A 17,507-nucleotide genomic window follows, 5' to 3' on the forward strand; every position below is an offset into this window, starting at 1 on the left:
TGTGGCGAGCAATGCATTTTCCAACATCCGTCATCCTGAACAGCGAGGGACGAGCGTGATTCAGGAGCTACCCACCGGGTGCTTTGAAGTGCGAAAGTTATCGTCATTTCCTAGCGAGCTGTAACCCGATTCCTAGTCTCGTCTAGACTCGCTGGAAAGACCCTATCTTGAAGCTGCTCCAATACCTAGGGTTGTGGCGAGCAATATATCTTCCAACATCCGTCATCCTGAACAGCGAGGGACGAGCGTGATTCAGGAGCTCCCCACCGAGAGCTTTGAAGTGCGGAAGTTATCGCTATTTCCTAGCGAGCAGTAAACCGATTCCTAGTCTCATTTAAACTCGCTAGAATGACTCTAACTTTAGTTCATGGTGCGGAGCCTAAGTATTAATATCAACCCACCAACTCTTTACGAATGATCTCCGCACCCGCACTTAACGCATTGAGCTTAGCGGTCGATACTTCACGAGACAAAGGCGCCATACCGCAGTTGGTACATGGGTAAAGCTTGTCGGCATCAACGTACTTCAACGCCTCTCGCAGTGTGTTCGCCACTTCTTCTGGCGTTTCAATTTCGTTGGTAGCGACGTCAATCGCACCAACCATCACTTTCTTACCGCGAATCAACTCAAGCAACTCAATAGGCACTCGCGAGTTATGACACTCAAGCGAGATAATATCGATATTCGACTGCTGCAATTTAGGGAATACTTCTTCGTATTGTCGCCATTCAGTGCCTAGCGTTTGCTTCCAATCCGTGTTCGCTTTGATGCCGTAGCCATAGCAGATATGCACCGCCGTTTCACATTTCAGCCCTTCAATCGCACGCTCTAAACATGCAATGCCCCACTCGTTCACATCATCGAAAAACACATTGAACGCAGGTTCATCAAACTGAATGATGTCGACACCTGCAGCTTCAAGCTCTTTCGCTTCTTGATTGAGAATCTTCGCAAATTCCCAAGCCAGCTTTTCACGGCTACCGTAATGATCATCATAAAGTGTGTCGATCATCGTCATAGGGCCTGGCAGCGCCCACTTTATAGGTTGCTTAGTTTGCTGACGTAAGAACTTGGCATCTTCAACAAACACGGGCTTTGTGCGGCTTACTGGGCCAACCACCGTCGGAACACTTGCTTCATAACGGTTGCGAATGGTCACCGTTTTACGGTTTTCAAAATCTACGCCGCTTAAATGCTCAATAAAGGTCGTCACAAAATGTTGGCGAGTTTGCTCGCCATCACTGACGATATCAACGTCTGCCAGTTCTTGCTCTTGCAAAGCGACACGTAGCGCATCGCGTTTGCCATCAATCAGTTCTTCACCTTGGAGTTTCCACGGTGACCAAAGTTTTTCTGGTTCGGCCAACCAAGAAGGTTTCGGTAAACTGCCAGCCGTTGAAGTCGGTAATAGTGTTTTCATCGTCATTCCTTTCTAGATTCTCGTTGTCGATTACGCGTAGTTTGCAGACCATTGTTCAAGCACAGATTGATAAGGTTTGATGAAATGCTCCTCGGCAAATTTCCCTTGTTCAATCGCCAGTTGGCTGCGCTCTTCTCGGTCGTAAACGATTTGAGTTAGCGAGTGGTCTAGGTTTTTTAGGTTTGGCTGGTAGCAATTACCGGCAACCGCGTTGGCATTGTAAATCTCAGGTCGGTAAATCTTCTGGAATGTCTCCATCGTGCTAATCGTGCTGATAAGCTCTAGGTTTGAATAATCGTTCAACAAGTCACCGAAGAAGTAGAATGCCAATGGTGCAACAGTGTTTGGTGGCATGAAGTAGCGCACCTGTAAGCCCATCTTCTTGAAGTACTGCTCCGTCAACGAAGATTCGTTCGGCTGATATTCAAAGCCCAAAACAGGATGTTGATTTTCGGTGCGTCGGTATACCTTGTTGTCCGATACGCTCAGACAAATCACTGGCAGCTTTTTGAAATGCTGTTTATAAGACTCAGAATTAACGAAAGCTTTGAACAGTTTGCCATGCAAATCACCGAAGTTCGCTGGGATGCTGAACTGTGGCTGGTTTTTGTTGTGGTCCAACAGCAAAACGCTAAAGTCGTAATCACGCACGTATGAAGAGAAGTTGTTGCCCACAATGCCTTCGATGCGCTCGTTAGTGTTGTGATCAACAATGTTAGTTTTGAGCACTTCAATCGATGGGAATGCTTCTCCACTACCTTGGATATCCATATCAACAGAGATGATTTCAAGTTCAACTGAGTAGCGGTCACCTTGCGCGTTATCCCAATATGCCAACGCATTAAAACGATTGTCGATCATTCGGAGTGCATTGCGCAGATTCTCTCGGCGGTAGTTTCCGCGAGCCAGATTAGCAAAATTGGTAGTGATTCGCGTGTTGTCTGATGGTTGGTAATTCTCATCAAAGCGAATGCTTTTGATAGCAAATGTGAAATCGTTATTCATCGTGAGTTGGTATCCTATTTCCTTAGATAAAGCAGACTATTCCTAACTCTGTGCATGGGGACATTTTTTGTTTTTTGGTTTTCCCAATCGTTAGGTTGCACAGCACTTACGACGAACGGTTAGTACAAAAATGACCGTCGCAGTGCCTAACACCAGAGCAGTCCTTTTTTTATACTTGCTTCACGAGTTAAGTAATATTGGTATTGTTTCACATTGAACATGAAGGAAATTCATAGTGGGAGTTCCAACCCTGAGAGAGTTATCGTAGATACTGTTTTTCATTGACACCAATACACGTAACTTGGCGAGCATATTGCCAATATGTGTAATTAAGAAACTGATAAGGGATTAGCAGTACGTAAACCAGTTTTAAGCCGAGAAAACGCATTGTATAAACAAGGCACCAACTGGAATATAGGACAGCGTAACTTAAATAGTACTTTTCACACTCCATCGTTTATTCAAGCATTCGTTTAATTAGAAGTACGTTACATTTATATTCTCGGAAACATGATTATTTAATTATCTTATTTATTTCTTTTTCTATCTTTACCATCTTAAACGTAAAGTTTAATTTCCTGCTGTAAAAGCACATATAACTTCATACACGAACATGGCAACTTCATTGACGGACTTTATCACCAAACTATTACATTAAGCTCTAAAAAATAATAACAAAAAACACAAACCACTGTTTTAATTTGAATTAAACCCATAAACCCGAGATAACCACATAACGATACTTTACTTAATTTGGTATAACAAAAACCCTAAAAATAACATGGCTAACATTTATAAAATTCACTTTTATCAATAGAAAATCTAAATATAATATTAGAAAATTAAAATTAAGCAATAACTTAAAAAGACAAGACTTAATAACCAAATTCTTATTTATTATAGTTGAGAGGTGAATTTAAAAACTATGAGACATTAATCCCACGAATCTATCCTTTTTCTTTTTTTAATAAAAAACAAGATGCACTATTTCACCGCTCATTTATTGAGCTTGAATTTACAACCTGTCCATAATTATAAAGTGCCCATCAAGATGGTTTAAAACAAAAGTCTTTATGGGCTGACTAATAGGAAACAATAATGGAAAAACAGCATCTTTCCGCGAGTATTATCGCACTCGCTTTACTTGGTTCTTTAGCACCAGCACATGCTGAAGATACATTAAAATCTTACACTTCGACGTTGCTTCAGCTTGATGATGGTGATGCACGCTCGAAAAAAATCCGCTTAATTTATTCTTTAGAAAATGTCTGGAACCAATCTTTGCTACCAAATGGCGCTAAAGAAGCCAAGTTGATCCTAAATGGCGGTTCTGGCTTCGACATGACTAATGTTCCAAACAAAGAACAAATCTATGGTTTTGCTACTGGGGGAGATTACCGTTACACCGTTCCAACGGCTTTTAAGCTGGCACTGAGCTATTTAAATGGCGCCCCTTTACGCCACATGAGCCATGCTCCAGAAAACACCATTGCAACGGCATCTGTCAGTGAGTCTCTAGATTTTAACCTTGGATTCAGTGCTTCTACTTCTCCAAATATTAGTGGGGGAATCTCCTGGAGCAACCGTGTAACGTACGACCAGCCAGAGTTTCAAACGGTTGCCGATTTTAACCAAGCTAACGAAAGCATTAATTGGTTAATTGAAAACAAGACTATCCGCCATAATACGCCAGCTAAAGACTGGTTATTGTATCGTTGGACCAGTTGTGACATGGGTAATTTGATTGATTACAATGAGTTACCTGTCGTTATGCGTTCAGACTTTAAACCACAAGTCGGCGTCGTATATAGAAAAAATGACATTCAAGATGGCCTAGATACATCAGAGGTCAAGCTGGTTGCTGGTTGGCGAAAAACCAATTACTACTTTGGTCGCGACTGGTGTAGCTGGTATACCACTCCAGAAAATACCTGGAAGAAAAATCGTGATAGCAGTCAATGGACAGAGACTAGCCGAGCCGTAACTATCTCTTGGAATGACGATCTCTACCACTAACTTATTAGCCTGCGGCCACGGAATAAATAAGTGGCCGCCGTATTTACTAATGAAATAAACGGTAAGACATGACACATGACAAGTAACAAAAAACTCTTGACTGGATCGGTGCTAGCACTTGGTGCAGTACTCGCCATATTTCTGATTAATTCAAATAACAAGAATGCCCAGACCGAACCTGTTGCAAGCCTTGACGAGCAAATCAAGACAGAAGACGCTGCGACAATAAGTGTAACGCCTCCTGAGAGCGATGCTGCTCAGAAGGTGGTTACCACTCCAACACCACAAAGTGGCAATGATGATACTTCCGACGTCATTCCAGCTACACCTTGGATATCTGCCCCATTAAATGAACTGAGCAATGAACTGTACGATTTTATTGAAGCTGAACAGGTAAGTTACATCAGTACGACCGACTATCCATTCGACGAGCAAAAGCAAAAACAATTGCGAACATTAGCTAGGCAAGGGGTTCCTATCTTGTTTGACAATACGGAGTCATCCTATTTGGATAGCTACGGTGTCAGCGAAACCAAAGTCGTATCAGAGTATTTTGGTACGGCGTCTGAAGGTGATGTCATCATCGCTACCGGAGTACAGAATGCAGATGGCAGCATTCATTATCTAGTTTTGCCTTTGAAGAGCAAAGATCTCAACGATAACAGTAAATTGATTGAGGACACTAAGCTCGCAATCACTCTACTTAAAGAACAAAAGCATGACTTGATAAAAGAGAGACAAAACGAACATCGCGAATAAAAAGTAAAGGGAGATAGCCTCTGTATCGCTATTTCCCTTAAAACTCAGTTCTCAATTAAGAAAAGCTCATTTCTCCCTACTTACCGGCACCCTATCCGAAATTACCTTGCCGTCTTTGATGGTGATGATGCGTTTAGTGCGCTCTGCCAGAGCGTTATCGTGCGTCACGATGATCAATGTTCTGCCTTCAGCGTGAAGTTGATTGAACAAGGCTTCAATCTCTGCGCCGGATTTTGAATCCAATGCACCCGTTGGTTCATCCGCTAAGATGATTTGCGGATCGTTGACCAAGGCTCTGGCGATAGCAACTCTCTGCTTTTGACCACCAGAAAGCTGGTTTGGTTTATGGTCTAAACGATCCCCTAGCCCGACTTGCTCTAGCAATTTAGCTGCGTGCTGGCGACGTTCTTTGGCTTTGATGCCAGAGTAAACCAACGGCAGTGCCACGTTATCAAGCGCCGTCGCGTATTCCAATAAGTTAAAGCTTTGGAAGACAAACCCGATCTTTTGGTTACGAATGCCAGCCAACTCATTCGCACTTAAACTTGCTACGTTTTGGCCGCCAAGTTGGTACTCGCCATCGGTGGGCTTATCTAAACAGCCGAGCATGTTCATTAGCGTTGATTTACCCGAGCCAGACGGGCCAAGAATCGAAAGAAACTCACCTTGATTGATGGTTAAGTCTACGCCGTCGAGCGCACGTACTTCCGCCTCTCCGCTTGAGTAGTATTTGCAGATGTTGGTTAGCTCAACAAGCGGCTGGTTCGACATGTTCTCTCCAGAGTTATTGTTGTTATTCACTTTGTAGCGCCTCCAATGGGCTGACTTTTGCGGCTCGGTTTGCAGGTAACCATGCAGATGCCACACCAATTATCACTAAGGTGAGGATGACAATCGCGACAACGACCCACGACAACTCAGGGACAGGTTTACCCAGTTGTTCATAAAAGGCATTGCCCTCTAAAGGAATGGAACTGATGGCAGACACCAGCGCGTACGTCACGCCTAAGCCAAGCGCGCCCCCCATCATCATTGTCAATAAAGACTGCACTAAATAGTGCATGCGAATGGCCGTTGGGGTTGCACCGACCGCCATGCGCACGCCGATATCACGCGTAGATCGCTTTACGGTGGCATACATCACATTGGCGATGCCAACGCCAGCAACAGCTAACGTCACGAAGCCGATAATGCCAAGAAAACTCTGCAAACCTATCAGAAACTGCTGCATACTCTTTTGTTTAAGGAACATATCATCGACTTGGACGACCTGTTCATCACTGACACTTGCCCCGTGCTTACGGGCAATCACTTGCCTGATCATCTTTGCTAAGGCTTCTCGGTCTACATCGGCTTGTGGTTGCACATTGATGCCACCAATTTCACCGTTGACATGAAATCGCTTCCACGTCGCTAACGGCACAAAGCTGGAATAGTTGATAAGATCCCCCAGTTCTATTTGGGCGCTGTTTTTCTCCAATACGCCCACAACGGTGAACTGCTCATTGCCGATTTTTACCTTTTGCCCCACAGGGTTGACTTGCAATGTGACTGTCGCAAACCAACTAAAGTCCTCATTCGGGTTGAATAAGTCGGCTGCCAGTTCATAACCCAGTACAACGACTTTGCGCGTCTCTTTTTGATCGAGTGGATTTAACCATCGTCCCCCCGCCATCGGCACCAAATTGGTCATGGATTGAAACTCGCTCGTGACTGCTAACGGCTCTTGCCACGAGCTTCTGTCACCAACGGTGATGCGCTCTTTCCACTTCGCCGTTGGCGCAACGCTTTTTACATCGGGTAACGCTCGAACGACCTCTGAATCGTCCATTTTTAGTGTCAGAAACTTACCTTGGTGAAAAGCACCGTGGTCGACGGTGGCCATCCCTCCGGTCAAATAAATCAAGTTGCCGTTACCATTTTGTGCGGTTTTCAATACGCCCTGACGAATACCCTCACCTACCGCCAACATAGCAGCGATACAAAGGGTCGCCCACGCTACTGCTAGAATGGTCAAACCCAGTCTCAGCTTTTCTGCGGCCATTTCTTGGAAAATTTGTCTCATCGGTAACAACATGACTAAGCCCTCGCACTCAAAGCAATGACTGGCGTGAGACGCGATGCTCGCCTTGCTGGGAAATACGACGCCATCAATGCCAAGATAAGCGTCACAAGTAAAGACCAAGCAATGGAATCTGGCGTGATCACAGGTAAACCAATCCATTCCGGTAATGCCATGCTGCTTAAGACAGATACCACGGCATACGAAAACATCAGACCTAATGCCGCGCCCACGGCTACCAAAATAAGCCCTTCAAGAATAAACTGACTGAGTATGGATTTTTGAGTCGCCCCGATCGCCAAACGCACACCGATTTCACGCGTGCGCTCCGTGACAGATAAAAACATGATGTTGGCAACGCCAAGCGCACCGACCGCCATGGTCATCGCGCCGCTCGCTCCAAGAAAAATCTGAATGCCACGCAAAATTCCACTGATGACCGCTGCACCTTCACTAAAATCGGGTAGTTCGACCGCATCTTTATCACTTGGGTCAAAATGAAGCTGCTTGGCGAAAAAGTTCACGATATTTTGTCGAAATGACGATGCATCCATCCCTTCTCTCGGCTTCATCAATACCATCCAAGGTTTCGCATCCCACAAATCGCGGTACGTTGTTTGAGGAATGAAAACCGTGCGGCTATCGCCGAATGAAATGCCAGTGTCCTCACCAACGGTTATCCCAATCACCAAAAACGGAATGCCGTTGACTTTGAGCCTATCCCCGATTTGGATTCCACCCATTTGCGCAATTTGATCGCCTAACACCGCCACGCGAGTGTGGTTGTCCATATCACTTGGTGACAGGTTTCTCGAACCGGATTGCAGCTTGCGTTGCATTAAAGGAAAGTAAGACGTATCAATACCGCTGACCGTACTCGATAAATTCTGTCCTTTGAGATTGGTGATATTCGCATCCCATTTGGCGTAAACGCTCGACGCCTGTTGCACGAAGCCCGACTGTTTGATCATGTCGACTTTTTCTTGTGGAATATCAATTTGTCGCCTTGAAGGTAACCCTTGCCACGGTTTACTGGTGCTCGATGGAAACACCACTTGCACATTGTTGATCATAAATGAAAACGACTGGGTCTGATGGCGATAAAAGCCTTCGCCAAGTGCGATTAACACCACCACAGAGATCACGCCCCAAGCAATCGCGATAATGGCTAGCACGCTCTTCATGCGGTGCGCCATCAACGTTTGCCAAGTTTGTTGCAATAGGCTGCTCATGAATGAAAAGCCCGAGAGATCAACGCCATGGTATCGTCATCGAGTTTCCCTGCGGTTTGCAGTAAGCCGATTCTCTTACGCCAGTAGCTGTACAAGTTGGTTTGCAGACTGTTTTTCGCCTCAAACAAGCTGTTGTGTGCGCTGATAACTTCCGACACTTCAAGCAGACCAGCGTCGTAAAGTTTCTCTTTGCTTTGCAACACTCTGGCGCGCGACTCAACCAGCTCGTTCGCTATCAAAACTTGATTCCAGCTGATATCGACCTGCGTAAACTGCTGAATAACTCGTTTCTGAATATCAATTTCCACTCTACGCATATCTTGCTTGGCGCTTAAAATGTTCAACGATGCTTCGTCCACTTTAGCTCGCACTGCACCATTGAGGTCAATCGGCAAACTCAAACTAATCCCAGCGTTAAACTCGCCGTTTGAACGATTGTCACCATCGCTGTAGCCCACACTGCCTTTGACGGTTGGGTAGTATCCACCTTTAGCTGAATCTTTCGCGAACTCGCTCGCTTTCACCATCTGCGCCGCGACCAACAGCTCTGGACTACTGTCTTTCGCCAGCTTTAGCCATTGCTCCTGAGAGTCCACCAGCATCGGCGGCTGAATTAGAGAATCCGTTCGAATTTGGTCGACACTCTCCGGCATTTGATTGATTAACGCCGCAAGCTCTGCTTTTTTCACTTCGAGATCGGCTTTTGCATTGAGGATACTTGCTTGCTCAGAAACTTGATTCGCTCGCATCTCTTCAACATCAACCGACTTCACTTTGCCTGCTCGATAGCGTTTCTCGATGATGTTGAGAAGTTCTTTCCCCTCCTCCAGCTTGGACTGCGCCAATTTGAGGTCGCCCTGTGCGCTTGCTACATCTAGGTAAGCAGTGAGCAACTTCTGCGCAAGCTCGTTATGTGATTGAGATAGCTCTAACTGTGCTTTGAGATAATTGGCATTCGCTTGATCCAGTTCCGACCACAAACTGCTATCCCAAATAGTTTGAGATAAGGTAGCGCCGTAACTGTTCGAATGGCTTGAGGACTCATTCCAATCCGCTGACGCACTGGCACTTAAACCCGGCAATAACGCACTGCGGCTACTCTGTACGCCAACCTCGCCAAGCTGGACGCCGATTTTCGCTTTTTCGTAATTAGGATCGTTCTGCTTTGCTTGGTGCCAAGCTTGTTCAATAGAAATTGCGTAGGTCGGCAAACTGAGTGTGGCAGCCAACAATGCAAAGGCGATTTTTGATCGTTGCAGTTTAACCATGCGCCGCTCCCATCATGCTGTTGTCGATAACCTCTTCATCAAGCTCCACGCCGTCAAGCACTTCGACATTGATGCCATCTGACAGACCGAGTTTCACCGGTTGTTTATGAAACCCTTGTTCTGAGCTATCGGGGATCAGAACATTCGGTGCGTCACCATCAAATTGCAGAGCGCGCTCCGGTAGAGTGAGCACGTTTTCAGACTTCTTCAGAATGATTTGAGCCGTCGATGAAAAACCAGAACGAAGCAACACATCTTGTGGGATCTTGAGTTCTCCCACTTCAACCTCAAAACCGTTATCAAAACTTTTTGCCGAAGCGTTGCCTTCTGGTGAGTTAAGGTTCTCAGATTGAATCGCCACTTTGGTTAGCACACCAGAAATCGCCACATCAGGATAAGGCGCAACCGTCAACATAACGGGCATTCCCGGAGACAACTGCGCAGCATCATGCTCACTGACGCTACCTTTAAAAATCAGACTGTTCATGTCGGCCAATGACATCATTTCAGTCGCGGCTTGGCTTGATTGAGTCGAGATGATCGGCTCTCCGACCTCAACTTTCTGGTTGAGTACCGTGCCATCAATTGGCGCGTAGATCGTCGACGTTAAACGTGCATCGCCGATAGACGCCTCACCACTGCGGATGAGTTCGAGATTCTGGCGCTTTTGCAATACGTCCGCTTGCGCAGATTTGACTGCCGAGCGCGCACTTACGTATTCGTCGTAGTTACTTGGAATAATGTCCTGCTTGACCAAGCTTTCTAAGTTGGACAGTTTTTGTTTGGCGGATTCCAGATCGGCTTCGCTACGCATGAGCTCTGCCGATGCATCCGTTAATGCTTGGGGTGTTGGGTTTGGACGCACTTTGATCAGCGGCTGGCCTTGCTTCACCTTTTCACCAACTTTCGCGTAAATTTCACCGACGATACCGTCGATTTGTGACTTGATAGACACGGAGTGTGCAGGGACAATTTTACCAACAGCCACCGCTTGTTTTTCAATCGTGCCTTTTTCCACAATCAATGTAGGCAGCAATTCTGGTTGAGCAGCAGATTGGAGATAGAAAGACGTACCACCGCCGAGCAGCGCGAAGCTCACAGCGGAGACAAACCAACGTTTCGTCATTATTTATTCCAACAATTATTGGGTAGTCTAATGACTACTCCTAAAACACAAAGTTGAAGGAATAATATCCTGCTTTAATAGCGGTTTGGTTGTCACAGTTGGTATGGTTTTGTCAGTCGGCTCTGACAATCAAAAACTAAAGAATCATTCAGCAAAGACGTTGTCTACGATGGCGACTAACAAGCTCTGTAACCGCTCGTTTCAACCGCCACCCTTTTCATTCTGAACAATGTGCAAAATGGCGCAGTTCTGTATCCTCCAATCGCATATCCATACAGTCTTGCGCCTCACGTCCTAGAGCAGGAAAAACTGCATGCGCTTTTAAAATGCTTTGGCTGATAAAGCCGCATTTCTCCAACACACGGATACTCGCGTGGTTGCCAATATGCGGGGCGGTGCGAATGCGCGTTATACCCAAGCTTTGCAGGTAGACAACGCCAAGTTTGCAGGCTTGGGTTGCATAGCCTTTTCCCCGATAGCGAGCAGAAATACCAAAATGGATTTCACTGCTGTCTTGCTCAGGTATCAGCACCAGACAACCAATAGGAGTTTGAGAAGTGAGTTCTTCAATAGCGAAGACTAATAGATTGGGAGACTTTTGATCATATTGAGCACGCCATCTTTCTCGCTAGCTTCAAGGGTTTGATTAACATTTTGGTGGACTTGGCGATTGAGGAAGCGGCATGCTTTCTCATCGCCTAAATAGTTTTCAAACAGGGGAGCAGCGTCTGTTGTTTTGAGGTATCTGATTGCCACTTGTTGAGATTCAACTCTCATCATGATTTAGCTCTGATAAACATTCGGTTTCCAGATTTGCATGAAGTTTTCTACTGGAGCAATAGGAGTGAACCCAAGCTGTTCGTACAACCCATGAGCATCGCGGGTTGCAAGCATCATACGGCGTAAGCCTTGTAGTTCTGGATGAGCAACAATTTCTGATATCAACAACTTACTAATGCCTTTACCACGGTGTACCTCCACAACAAACACATCGGCAAGGTACGCAAACGTGGTACGATCGGTAATTAACCGAGCAAAAGCAACGAGTTGATTTTCATCATCCAAAACCGCGAAACAGAACGAATGGCGCAATGACTTCTCAAAGCGTTCTCTTGGAATACCCTTTCCCCAATAACTGTTTGAAATGAACTGGTAGATAACGTCTAAATCCATGTCATCTAACGACATAGTAATTCGAAATCCTTGCATTGTATCCCTCAACATTGATTTATATTTTCTCAGCCACACAGACAAGCGAGTTGGCATTCGCCTCAAATACTTGCGCTGACCAAGATTGGTACTTCTCTATGATTCTGAATCCCGCTTGTTCAAGGAAACCCTCTATGTCTTCTAGCGGACGATATTTTAAATCAATGCTGGAATGCTCAATCGTTCCACTTTCAAAATGGCGCTCTTTGTTCAAATACATGATGGACGTTTGCAAGTCATACTCGGCCTTCATACCGAAATAATTCACTTCACCATAAGTTGGAGAAACATAGGTTTGCCACAGCGCCATCTCATGATCCAATTCTAGATTTTCTGGCGTTGGTAACCGCGTATCGAAAACAAATCGCCCACCTTTTTCGAGGTGTCTTGATATTGAGCTCAGTGCACCTGCTAGCATCTCGTCACTTAAAAAGGCTTGGAATGCATTCCCTGTCATTATGGCTAGGTCAAACTTCTTACCTAACGAAAACTGGGTTGCGTCGAGATGAAGAAAACGCAAGTTACTCCTGCTTTTGGCTTTGTCCTTTGCGTGTTTGAGCATCCCTTCAGAAATATCAATGCCAATGGCTTCGTTGAGTTGCTCAGAGACTGGAATCGTGACAATACCGGAACCACAACAAACATCCAATACACTTCGAGCATTGGTTTCTTCGATTAACCTTGTGATGAAAGCAATGTCGTGATGGTAATGCTGGTCGTATTGAGCATCGTATTCAATTCCAGACCCGAACTCGGTTAAATCTTGTGTTTTCAAAAACAATCCTTGTTTGTTACTTATTTCAGCGGTGTGACTTTTTCTGCTCTAGCATCAAGTATCGACACACATAACCAACACCAGATACGTAACCAATCACATTTTCTAGGGAAACCACTTCCAACCCAGCTTGCTGACAGAGTTGCTCAACTTCACTTTCGGTATATGCCTTATGCACGACCGATCCACTATAAGTATTTCGAGGCAAATCTTGCCCATCCGGATCGTGGTATTGAAAGCTGATAAAACATCGTCCATTCGCAGTTAGCTTATGCGAAATGCACTCCAGAAGTTGTTGAGGCTTTGCTAGAAACTCAGTAAAACCAAGTGCGGTGATAAGGTCGAAGGTTTGCTCAAACAAAGGGGAAAATGGCTCATCGAGATTATGAACCGCGACACTTTGATAGAGGCTAGTTTGGCGCGCTTTATCAACCATTTTGGACGAGATGTCTAAGCCATGGATGGCGAGTTCTGGATAGTGACTTTTTACGACATGGCCGATACTGCCAGTCGCACAGGCTAGGTCGAGAACCGAGCCTTGCTCGATGGGAAAGGTTTTTAACTTCTCAGAAATCCAACGTGGACCGACGTAGTGACTGCCATCCACCAACTTTTGATAGCGATCCGACACATCATCATACATTTTTGCTACGTTCATCGTTTCCTCCTTGATAACCAGAACGATGCTCGAATGTAACACGCAATAAGCATCTAGACACTTATTGGTTAACTAGTCCTTTATGGAATGTGACCGACTGGTTGTTTAGGACAACAAAAAAATCCGATACTCTATATTTTGAATATCGGATTTTTATTGCGTTATCGAGCTAACCAAATTCTCGTTAATATTCCTATCGGAGTAGTAACGCCAGTTGTGACGGAGGAAATTTCACCATTTCTTAAAACATAAATGGTTGGGGTCACGCTAATTTTCCATTCGCGCATAATATCGCTTGAAGGATCGTTTATGTTTTCGAAACGATATTCTTTTGCCCTCATAAACTGCGCCACACGCTCATTCGGTCCCGACGATCCAGAAACGCCAACTACGGTGTAGTCATCACTCAGCCAACTCACGCTTGGGCTTACAAATTTACAAGCGGGACACCAAGTCGCCCAAAAATAAACAACGACAGGTTGTTCATAACTTTGCGCGATTGCATCGAAGTGTTCGCCATCGCTCAAGACTGAGCTCAATGGTGGTGACTCCTGTTTAGGAATATCTTTAGTGCGATACCAATCCATCGCGATGGAAATGACGGTGACAATGAGCACCATCTGTACGATTTGAACGAGCCAATATCGGAATGTTCTACGCCGCTTTGTCGAACTCATTGAATAGCTCCCCCACTCGCTTGCTTCACCGCACTTAAAACAACATCATCAGTCAGAATCACAGGTAACGGGATACCTTGCGGCGCTGCCGGGCCATAGACGATGTTAAACGGCACACCGTAACGCCCATGAGCTCGTAAAAAGTCAGTTACCGAGCCGTCCGGATGTGTCCAATCCCCTTTTAACGTCGCTACATTAGGGCTTTGCAGCAATGAGTAGACAGGATCTTGCCAGATCACACCGATCTTGTTCGCTTTACACGTGACACACCAATCCGCAGTGACATCCACAAACACCACTCGCCCATTATTGACGTGATCTTCAATCGCCGAGTTAGAAAGCTTCTGCCACGCTAAGTCCTCAGGAAGCGGTGTCGCCCATTGGTCGGCAGTGATACTACCAAGTAGCAGCCCGCCAGCAATTAAGATAAGCGATGCAGAGCCGGATAGCACGAGTGCTTTATCGCCATGAACGCGTTTAACGCGAATCATCAGAACAATAAACGCGACTAAACCGGCGAAAATGACCCAAAACACTGGGAGGTGATTGGCCATCAAAGACAGTAGCCAAACGCTGGTGGCCAACATCATCACACCAAATACGTTTTTGACCACGTTCATCCACTGACCCGGCTTCGGCAATTTAAGCGCAATACTTGGGAAAATTGCCACCATAATCCAAGGCAACGCCATCCCCAACGCTAAGGCGGTGAAAATAGCAAACAGCGTAACCACATCGGCACCCAAAGCAAACGCCACGGCCGTTCCTAGGAAAGGCGCAGAACACGGCGTAGCAAGCAAGGTTGCAAACATCCCTTGCACATAGTGTCCAGCTAACGAGTTGTCACCTTTCGAGGCCAGCCATGTATTGGTACCCGATGATAGACGGACTTCAAACAGCCCCAGCATATTGGCCCCAAACAAAGTGGTGACCAACACCATCAAACCTAAGAACCAGGGGCTTTGAAATTGCACGCCCCAACCAATGGCATTACCTGTTAGCTTGAGCACCAAAATAAAACCAGCGAGAATCCAGAACGACGTTAATATACCAAGTGACGAGGCAACAAACTGAGCGCGAATTTGACGACGCTCGATACCTTGAGCGGCAACAATACTACTTAGCTTCATCCCCAAAACCGGAAGAACGCAAGGCATAATGTTAAGAATTAAACCGCCGAGCAACGCGAATAGAAAAACACTCGTTAGAGACGTGCTCGGCAGCGGTTCAACTATTGCCTCAGCAGTTGCTTGAGTGGTTTCTTCTGCTAGTAAATTGGTGTCTTTGATGGTCACAAACAGCGACTGACCATCTAACTCCACATCGCCCAGCCAAGTATCAACGATATAGCTCGCGGTGACGATGTTTCCTTCTGGATGCATTCCTTCAAGCTTGAAGCTATAGTCTCGCGTTGCTTCATCGACACCATCCACCAGCACTTGTGGTTGTTGCCAACCCTGACTGTTCTGTAGCTTGATTTGTAGTTTCGATTGGTTCGCATCCCAACTCGCCTGAGTAACATCAATAAACGGCGATGGCTGCGGCACGTTACTCACTGCTTGAGCGTAACTGAACATCACGTCTTCATCGACTTTTAGATCAGAAGGCAAGAACGTCAATTGAATTTGATAGTCGGTCAGCACACAAATCGTCGTACAAGAAGAAAGTGTCAGTACCGCATCAATCGTGACAGGTTTGGACATGTCTTCGACGTGCAGCGTCATGGGGAACAAAGTGTCGCCTTTATACCCAAGAGTCTCGATACCTAATAGTTCGAATTTTTGTGGGTGCGGCCATTGCCAATCCACTTTGGATAAATTTTGTGAATTTTGCCAATCAATAGATGGTGCTACGCCGCCCTCACCAGGTGAACGCCAGTAAGTTTTCCAGTCCCCAGCCAACTTGACGTCCAGATAACCAGTAATTGTTTTGGCTTGCGGATCTTGTTGACCAGTGAGCACAAAGCGCGTTTGCACTGGAGGATGTTGTGGGTTGGTTAGCCAACCTGTATCAGTAGTTTGAGCTGAAATACTCAGAGAGAGCAAACTCAAAGCAAGCGTCATAAAAAACATGGACGCAAACTGAGTCAGTTTAGTAATTTGATTCATAGTGATTCCTAGTTAAAAGACAAAGGTGCTAAATAACTGACGCTAGTGGTCAGAAAGCACGCTTTTATTCTCGGAACACACAGAAAGTCAGATGGACTCGATACTTACGGCCTATCGGTTCCGTCCAATGTTGCGCACCAATATAGGCACTGCACAACCAAATTGCCGAAGCAAAAAGACCCACAAACAGAACAACAATAAATACATCGAGTTGATGTTGAGAAAACTGAATTAACTTTTCAGACAATTCGCACTTGCTGGTTTCTTTAGTATCAATCGACTTGACGCTCGAACGCTCATCAGTAAGTGAAACCGCGGGCGATTCCGTCTCATATTTCATAGAGCATGACGATGCAAAGCCTGAATTTTGCATCAGACACACAACGACCACCCAGCCAATAATCGCCAGTAGCCATTTTGCCCGCTTATGTGGCGTGTGATGTCGTTTAGTCAACAAACTCATAAGAATTCAGATAAAGTAAGAACGAAGAAGATAATACGCGAGTCGTCATAAAGCTCAAGTTGTATCCTCTAAATAGCCTTAAGAGGCTTCACTCGCTAAGCTTTAATCTAACTTGCCATAAATATATGCCAACTCTGCGACGGTTTTTGCCGAGAACTTCTTCAATAGATTGGCTCGGTGTACTTCAACCGTTCGCATTGCTATGCAAAGTTCGTCAGCAATACGAATGTTGCGTTTTCCTTCAATGATCAAACGTAAAATGTCTTTTTCTCTAGGTGTGAGCGATTCATAAGCCGATTTAGCTACTGCCATATCGAGGTTTGTGGCAGACTGCGCCTGTCCCTGCAAAATAGCTCGTGCCAGTTCATCGCCTTTGACTGGTTTTTGGAAGAAATTGACCGCCCCAGCTTGTAATGCATCGACCGCCATCGGGACATCACCATGCCCTGTCAGATAAATAACGGCCAACGGGCTGTTGGCTTGATTTAAAATTTGGTGCACTTGCTGACCACGAAAGTTGGGCATTCGGCTATCAAGGATCACGCATCCGGCTTGATGAATGTCCACTTTATCGAGAAAAGATTGCCCATCAGCAAAAGTCGTCACGTTGAAGTCATGCTCTTCCAGCATAAAAGCGAGCGAGTCACGCACCGATTCATCATCATCGACTACAAAAACAGGTAGCTGCTTTTCACCGCTGCTCATTGAATGCTCCTATGCCTAGTTCA

Annotated in this window: 16 protein-coding genes and 1 pseudogene; 2 read left to right on the plus strand and 15 right to left on the minus strand. The window is 45.6% G+C overall.

From position 1 onward, the window contains the following. Positions 1 to 392 precede the first annotated feature (392 nt). On the minus strand, positions 393 to 1,421 hold the full coding sequence (locus tag R7Q41_RS17275) for a methionine synthase (RefSeq protein ID WP_318144601.1): 1,029 nt from the start codon (positions 1,419 to 1,421) through the stop codon (positions 393 to 395). 30 nt (positions 1,422 to 1,451) lie between these two features. Next, positions 1,452 to 2,426, minus strand: a complete 975-nt coding sequence (locus R7Q41_RS17280; protein WP_042523046.1) for a DUF1852 domain-containing protein — start codon at positions 2,424 to 2,426, stop codon at positions 1,452 to 1,454. A gap of 1,098 nt (positions 2,427 to 3,524) precedes the next feature. Here R7Q41_RS17280 and R7Q41_RS17285 point away from each other — a divergent pair. Then, positions 3,525 to 4,442 (plus strand): leukocidin family pore-forming toxin, encoded by a 918-nt coding sequence (locus R7Q41_RS17285; RefSeq protein WP_005376731.1) that lies wholly within the window; start codon positions 3,525 to 3,527, stop codon positions 4,440 to 4,442. 75 nt (positions 4,443 to 4,517) lie between these two features. Beyond that, entirely contained in the window at positions 4,518 to 5,201 is a 684-nt protein-coding gene (locus R7Q41_RS17290) for a topoisomerase I (protein ID WP_042523048.1), read from the plus strand. A gap of 66 nt (positions 5,202 to 5,267) precedes the next feature. Here the strand turns inward: R7Q41_RS17290 and R7Q41_RS17295 are convergent, their stop codons facing one another. The 13 genes and pseudogenes from R7Q41_RS17295 to R7Q41_RS17355 form a co-directional block, all read right to left on the minus strand. Further along, a complete protein-coding gene (locus R7Q41_RS17295; protein ID WP_086013877.1) occupies positions 5,268 to 5,972 on the minus strand; it encodes an ABC transporter ATP-binding protein in 705 nt (234 codons plus the stop codon). 22 nt (positions 5,973 to 5,994) lie between these two features. Continuing rightward, positions 5,995 to 7,278: an ABC transporter permease gene (locus R7Q41_RS17300; RefSeq protein ID WP_238966207.1), complete on the minus strand. Its 1,284-nt coding sequence runs from the start codon at positions 7,276 to 7,278 to the stop codon at positions 5,995 to 5,997. A gap of 2 nt (positions 7,279 to 7,280) precedes the next feature. Continuing rightward, on the minus strand, positions 7,281 to 8,495 hold the full coding sequence (locus tag R7Q41_RS17305) for an ABC transporter permease (RefSeq protein ID WP_238966208.1): 1,215 nt from the start codon (positions 8,493 to 8,495) through the stop codon (positions 7,281 to 7,283). Next, on the minus strand, positions 8,492 to 9,763 hold the full coding sequence (locus R7Q41_RS17310) for a TolC family protein (RefSeq protein ID WP_318144602.1): 1,272 nt from the start codon (positions 9,761 to 9,763) through the stop codon (positions 8,492 to 8,494). The genes R7Q41_RS17305 and R7Q41_RS17310 overlap by 4 nt, the downstream gene beginning before the upstream one ends. Then, positions 9,756 to 10,889: an efflux RND transporter periplasmic adaptor subunit gene (locus R7Q41_RS17315; protein WP_017821642.1), complete on the minus strand. Its 1,134-nt coding sequence runs from the start codon at positions 10,887 to 10,889 to the stop codon at positions 9,756 to 9,758. Before R7Q41_RS17315 ends, R7Q41_RS17310 begins: the two co-directional genes overlap by 8 nt. A gap of 217 nt (positions 10,890 to 11,106) precedes the next feature. Next, positions 11,107 to 11,669, minus strand: a pseudogene (locus R7Q41_RS17320) (GNAT family N-acetyltransferase). Between the two features lie 3 nt (positions 11,670 to 11,672). Beyond that, positions 11,673 to 12,098, minus strand: coding sequence for a GNAT family N-acetyltransferase (locus tag R7Q41_RS17325; protein ID WP_165935362.1), 426 nt, complete (start codon positions 12,096 to 12,098; stop codon positions 11,673 to 11,675). Positions 12,099 to 12,117: 19 nt separating this feature from the next. Further along, positions 12,118 to 12,873, minus strand: coding sequence for a class I SAM-dependent methyltransferase (locus R7Q41_RS17330; protein WP_054866271.1), 756 nt, complete (start codon positions 12,871 to 12,873; stop codon positions 12,118 to 12,120). A 25-nt stretch (positions 12,874 to 12,898) separates the two neighbouring features. Further along, a complete protein-coding gene (locus R7Q41_RS17335; RefSeq protein ID WP_165935363.1) occupies positions 12,899 to 13,531 on the minus strand; it encodes a class I SAM-dependent DNA methyltransferase in 633 nt (210 codons plus the stop codon). Positions 13,532 to 13,692: 161 nt separating this feature from the next. Continuing rightward, positions 13,693 to 14,208 carry a protein disulfide oxidoreductase gene (locus R7Q41_RS17340; RefSeq protein WP_025767244.1) on the minus strand — a complete coding sequence of 172 codons (516 nt, stop codon included), beginning with the start codon at positions 14,206 to 14,208 and terminating at the stop codon, positions 13,693 to 13,695. Beyond that, positions 14,205 to 16,316: a protein-disulfide reductase DsbD family protein gene (locus R7Q41_RS17345; RefSeq protein ID WP_085569769.1), complete on the minus strand. Its 2,112-nt coding sequence runs from the start codon at positions 16,314 to 16,316 to the stop codon at positions 14,205 to 14,207. The genes R7Q41_RS17340 and R7Q41_RS17345 overlap by 4 nt, the downstream gene beginning before the upstream one ends. A gap of 64 nt (positions 16,317 to 16,380) precedes the next feature. After that, complete coding sequence (locus R7Q41_RS17350) at positions 16,381 to 16,779, minus strand: hypothetical protein (protein ID WP_033905718.1); 399 nt, start codon at positions 16,777 to 16,779, stop codon at positions 16,381 to 16,383. Positions 16,780 to 16,881: 102 nt separating this feature from the next. Beyond that, the gene (locus R7Q41_RS17355) at positions 16,882 to 17,484 is read right to left on the minus strand and encodes a response regulator transcription factor (protein WP_085569768.1); all 603 of its coding nucleotides are present in this window, start codon (positions 17,482 to 17,484) and stop codon (positions 16,882 to 16,884) included. Positions 17,485 to 17,507 lie beyond the last annotated feature (23 nt).

The sequence above is a fragment of the Vibrio sp. 2096 genome (assembly GCF_033339595.1).
GTDB classification, from domain to species: Bacteria; Pseudomonadota; Gammaproteobacteria; order Enterobacterales; family Vibrionaceae; genus Vibrio; species Vibrio alginolyticus.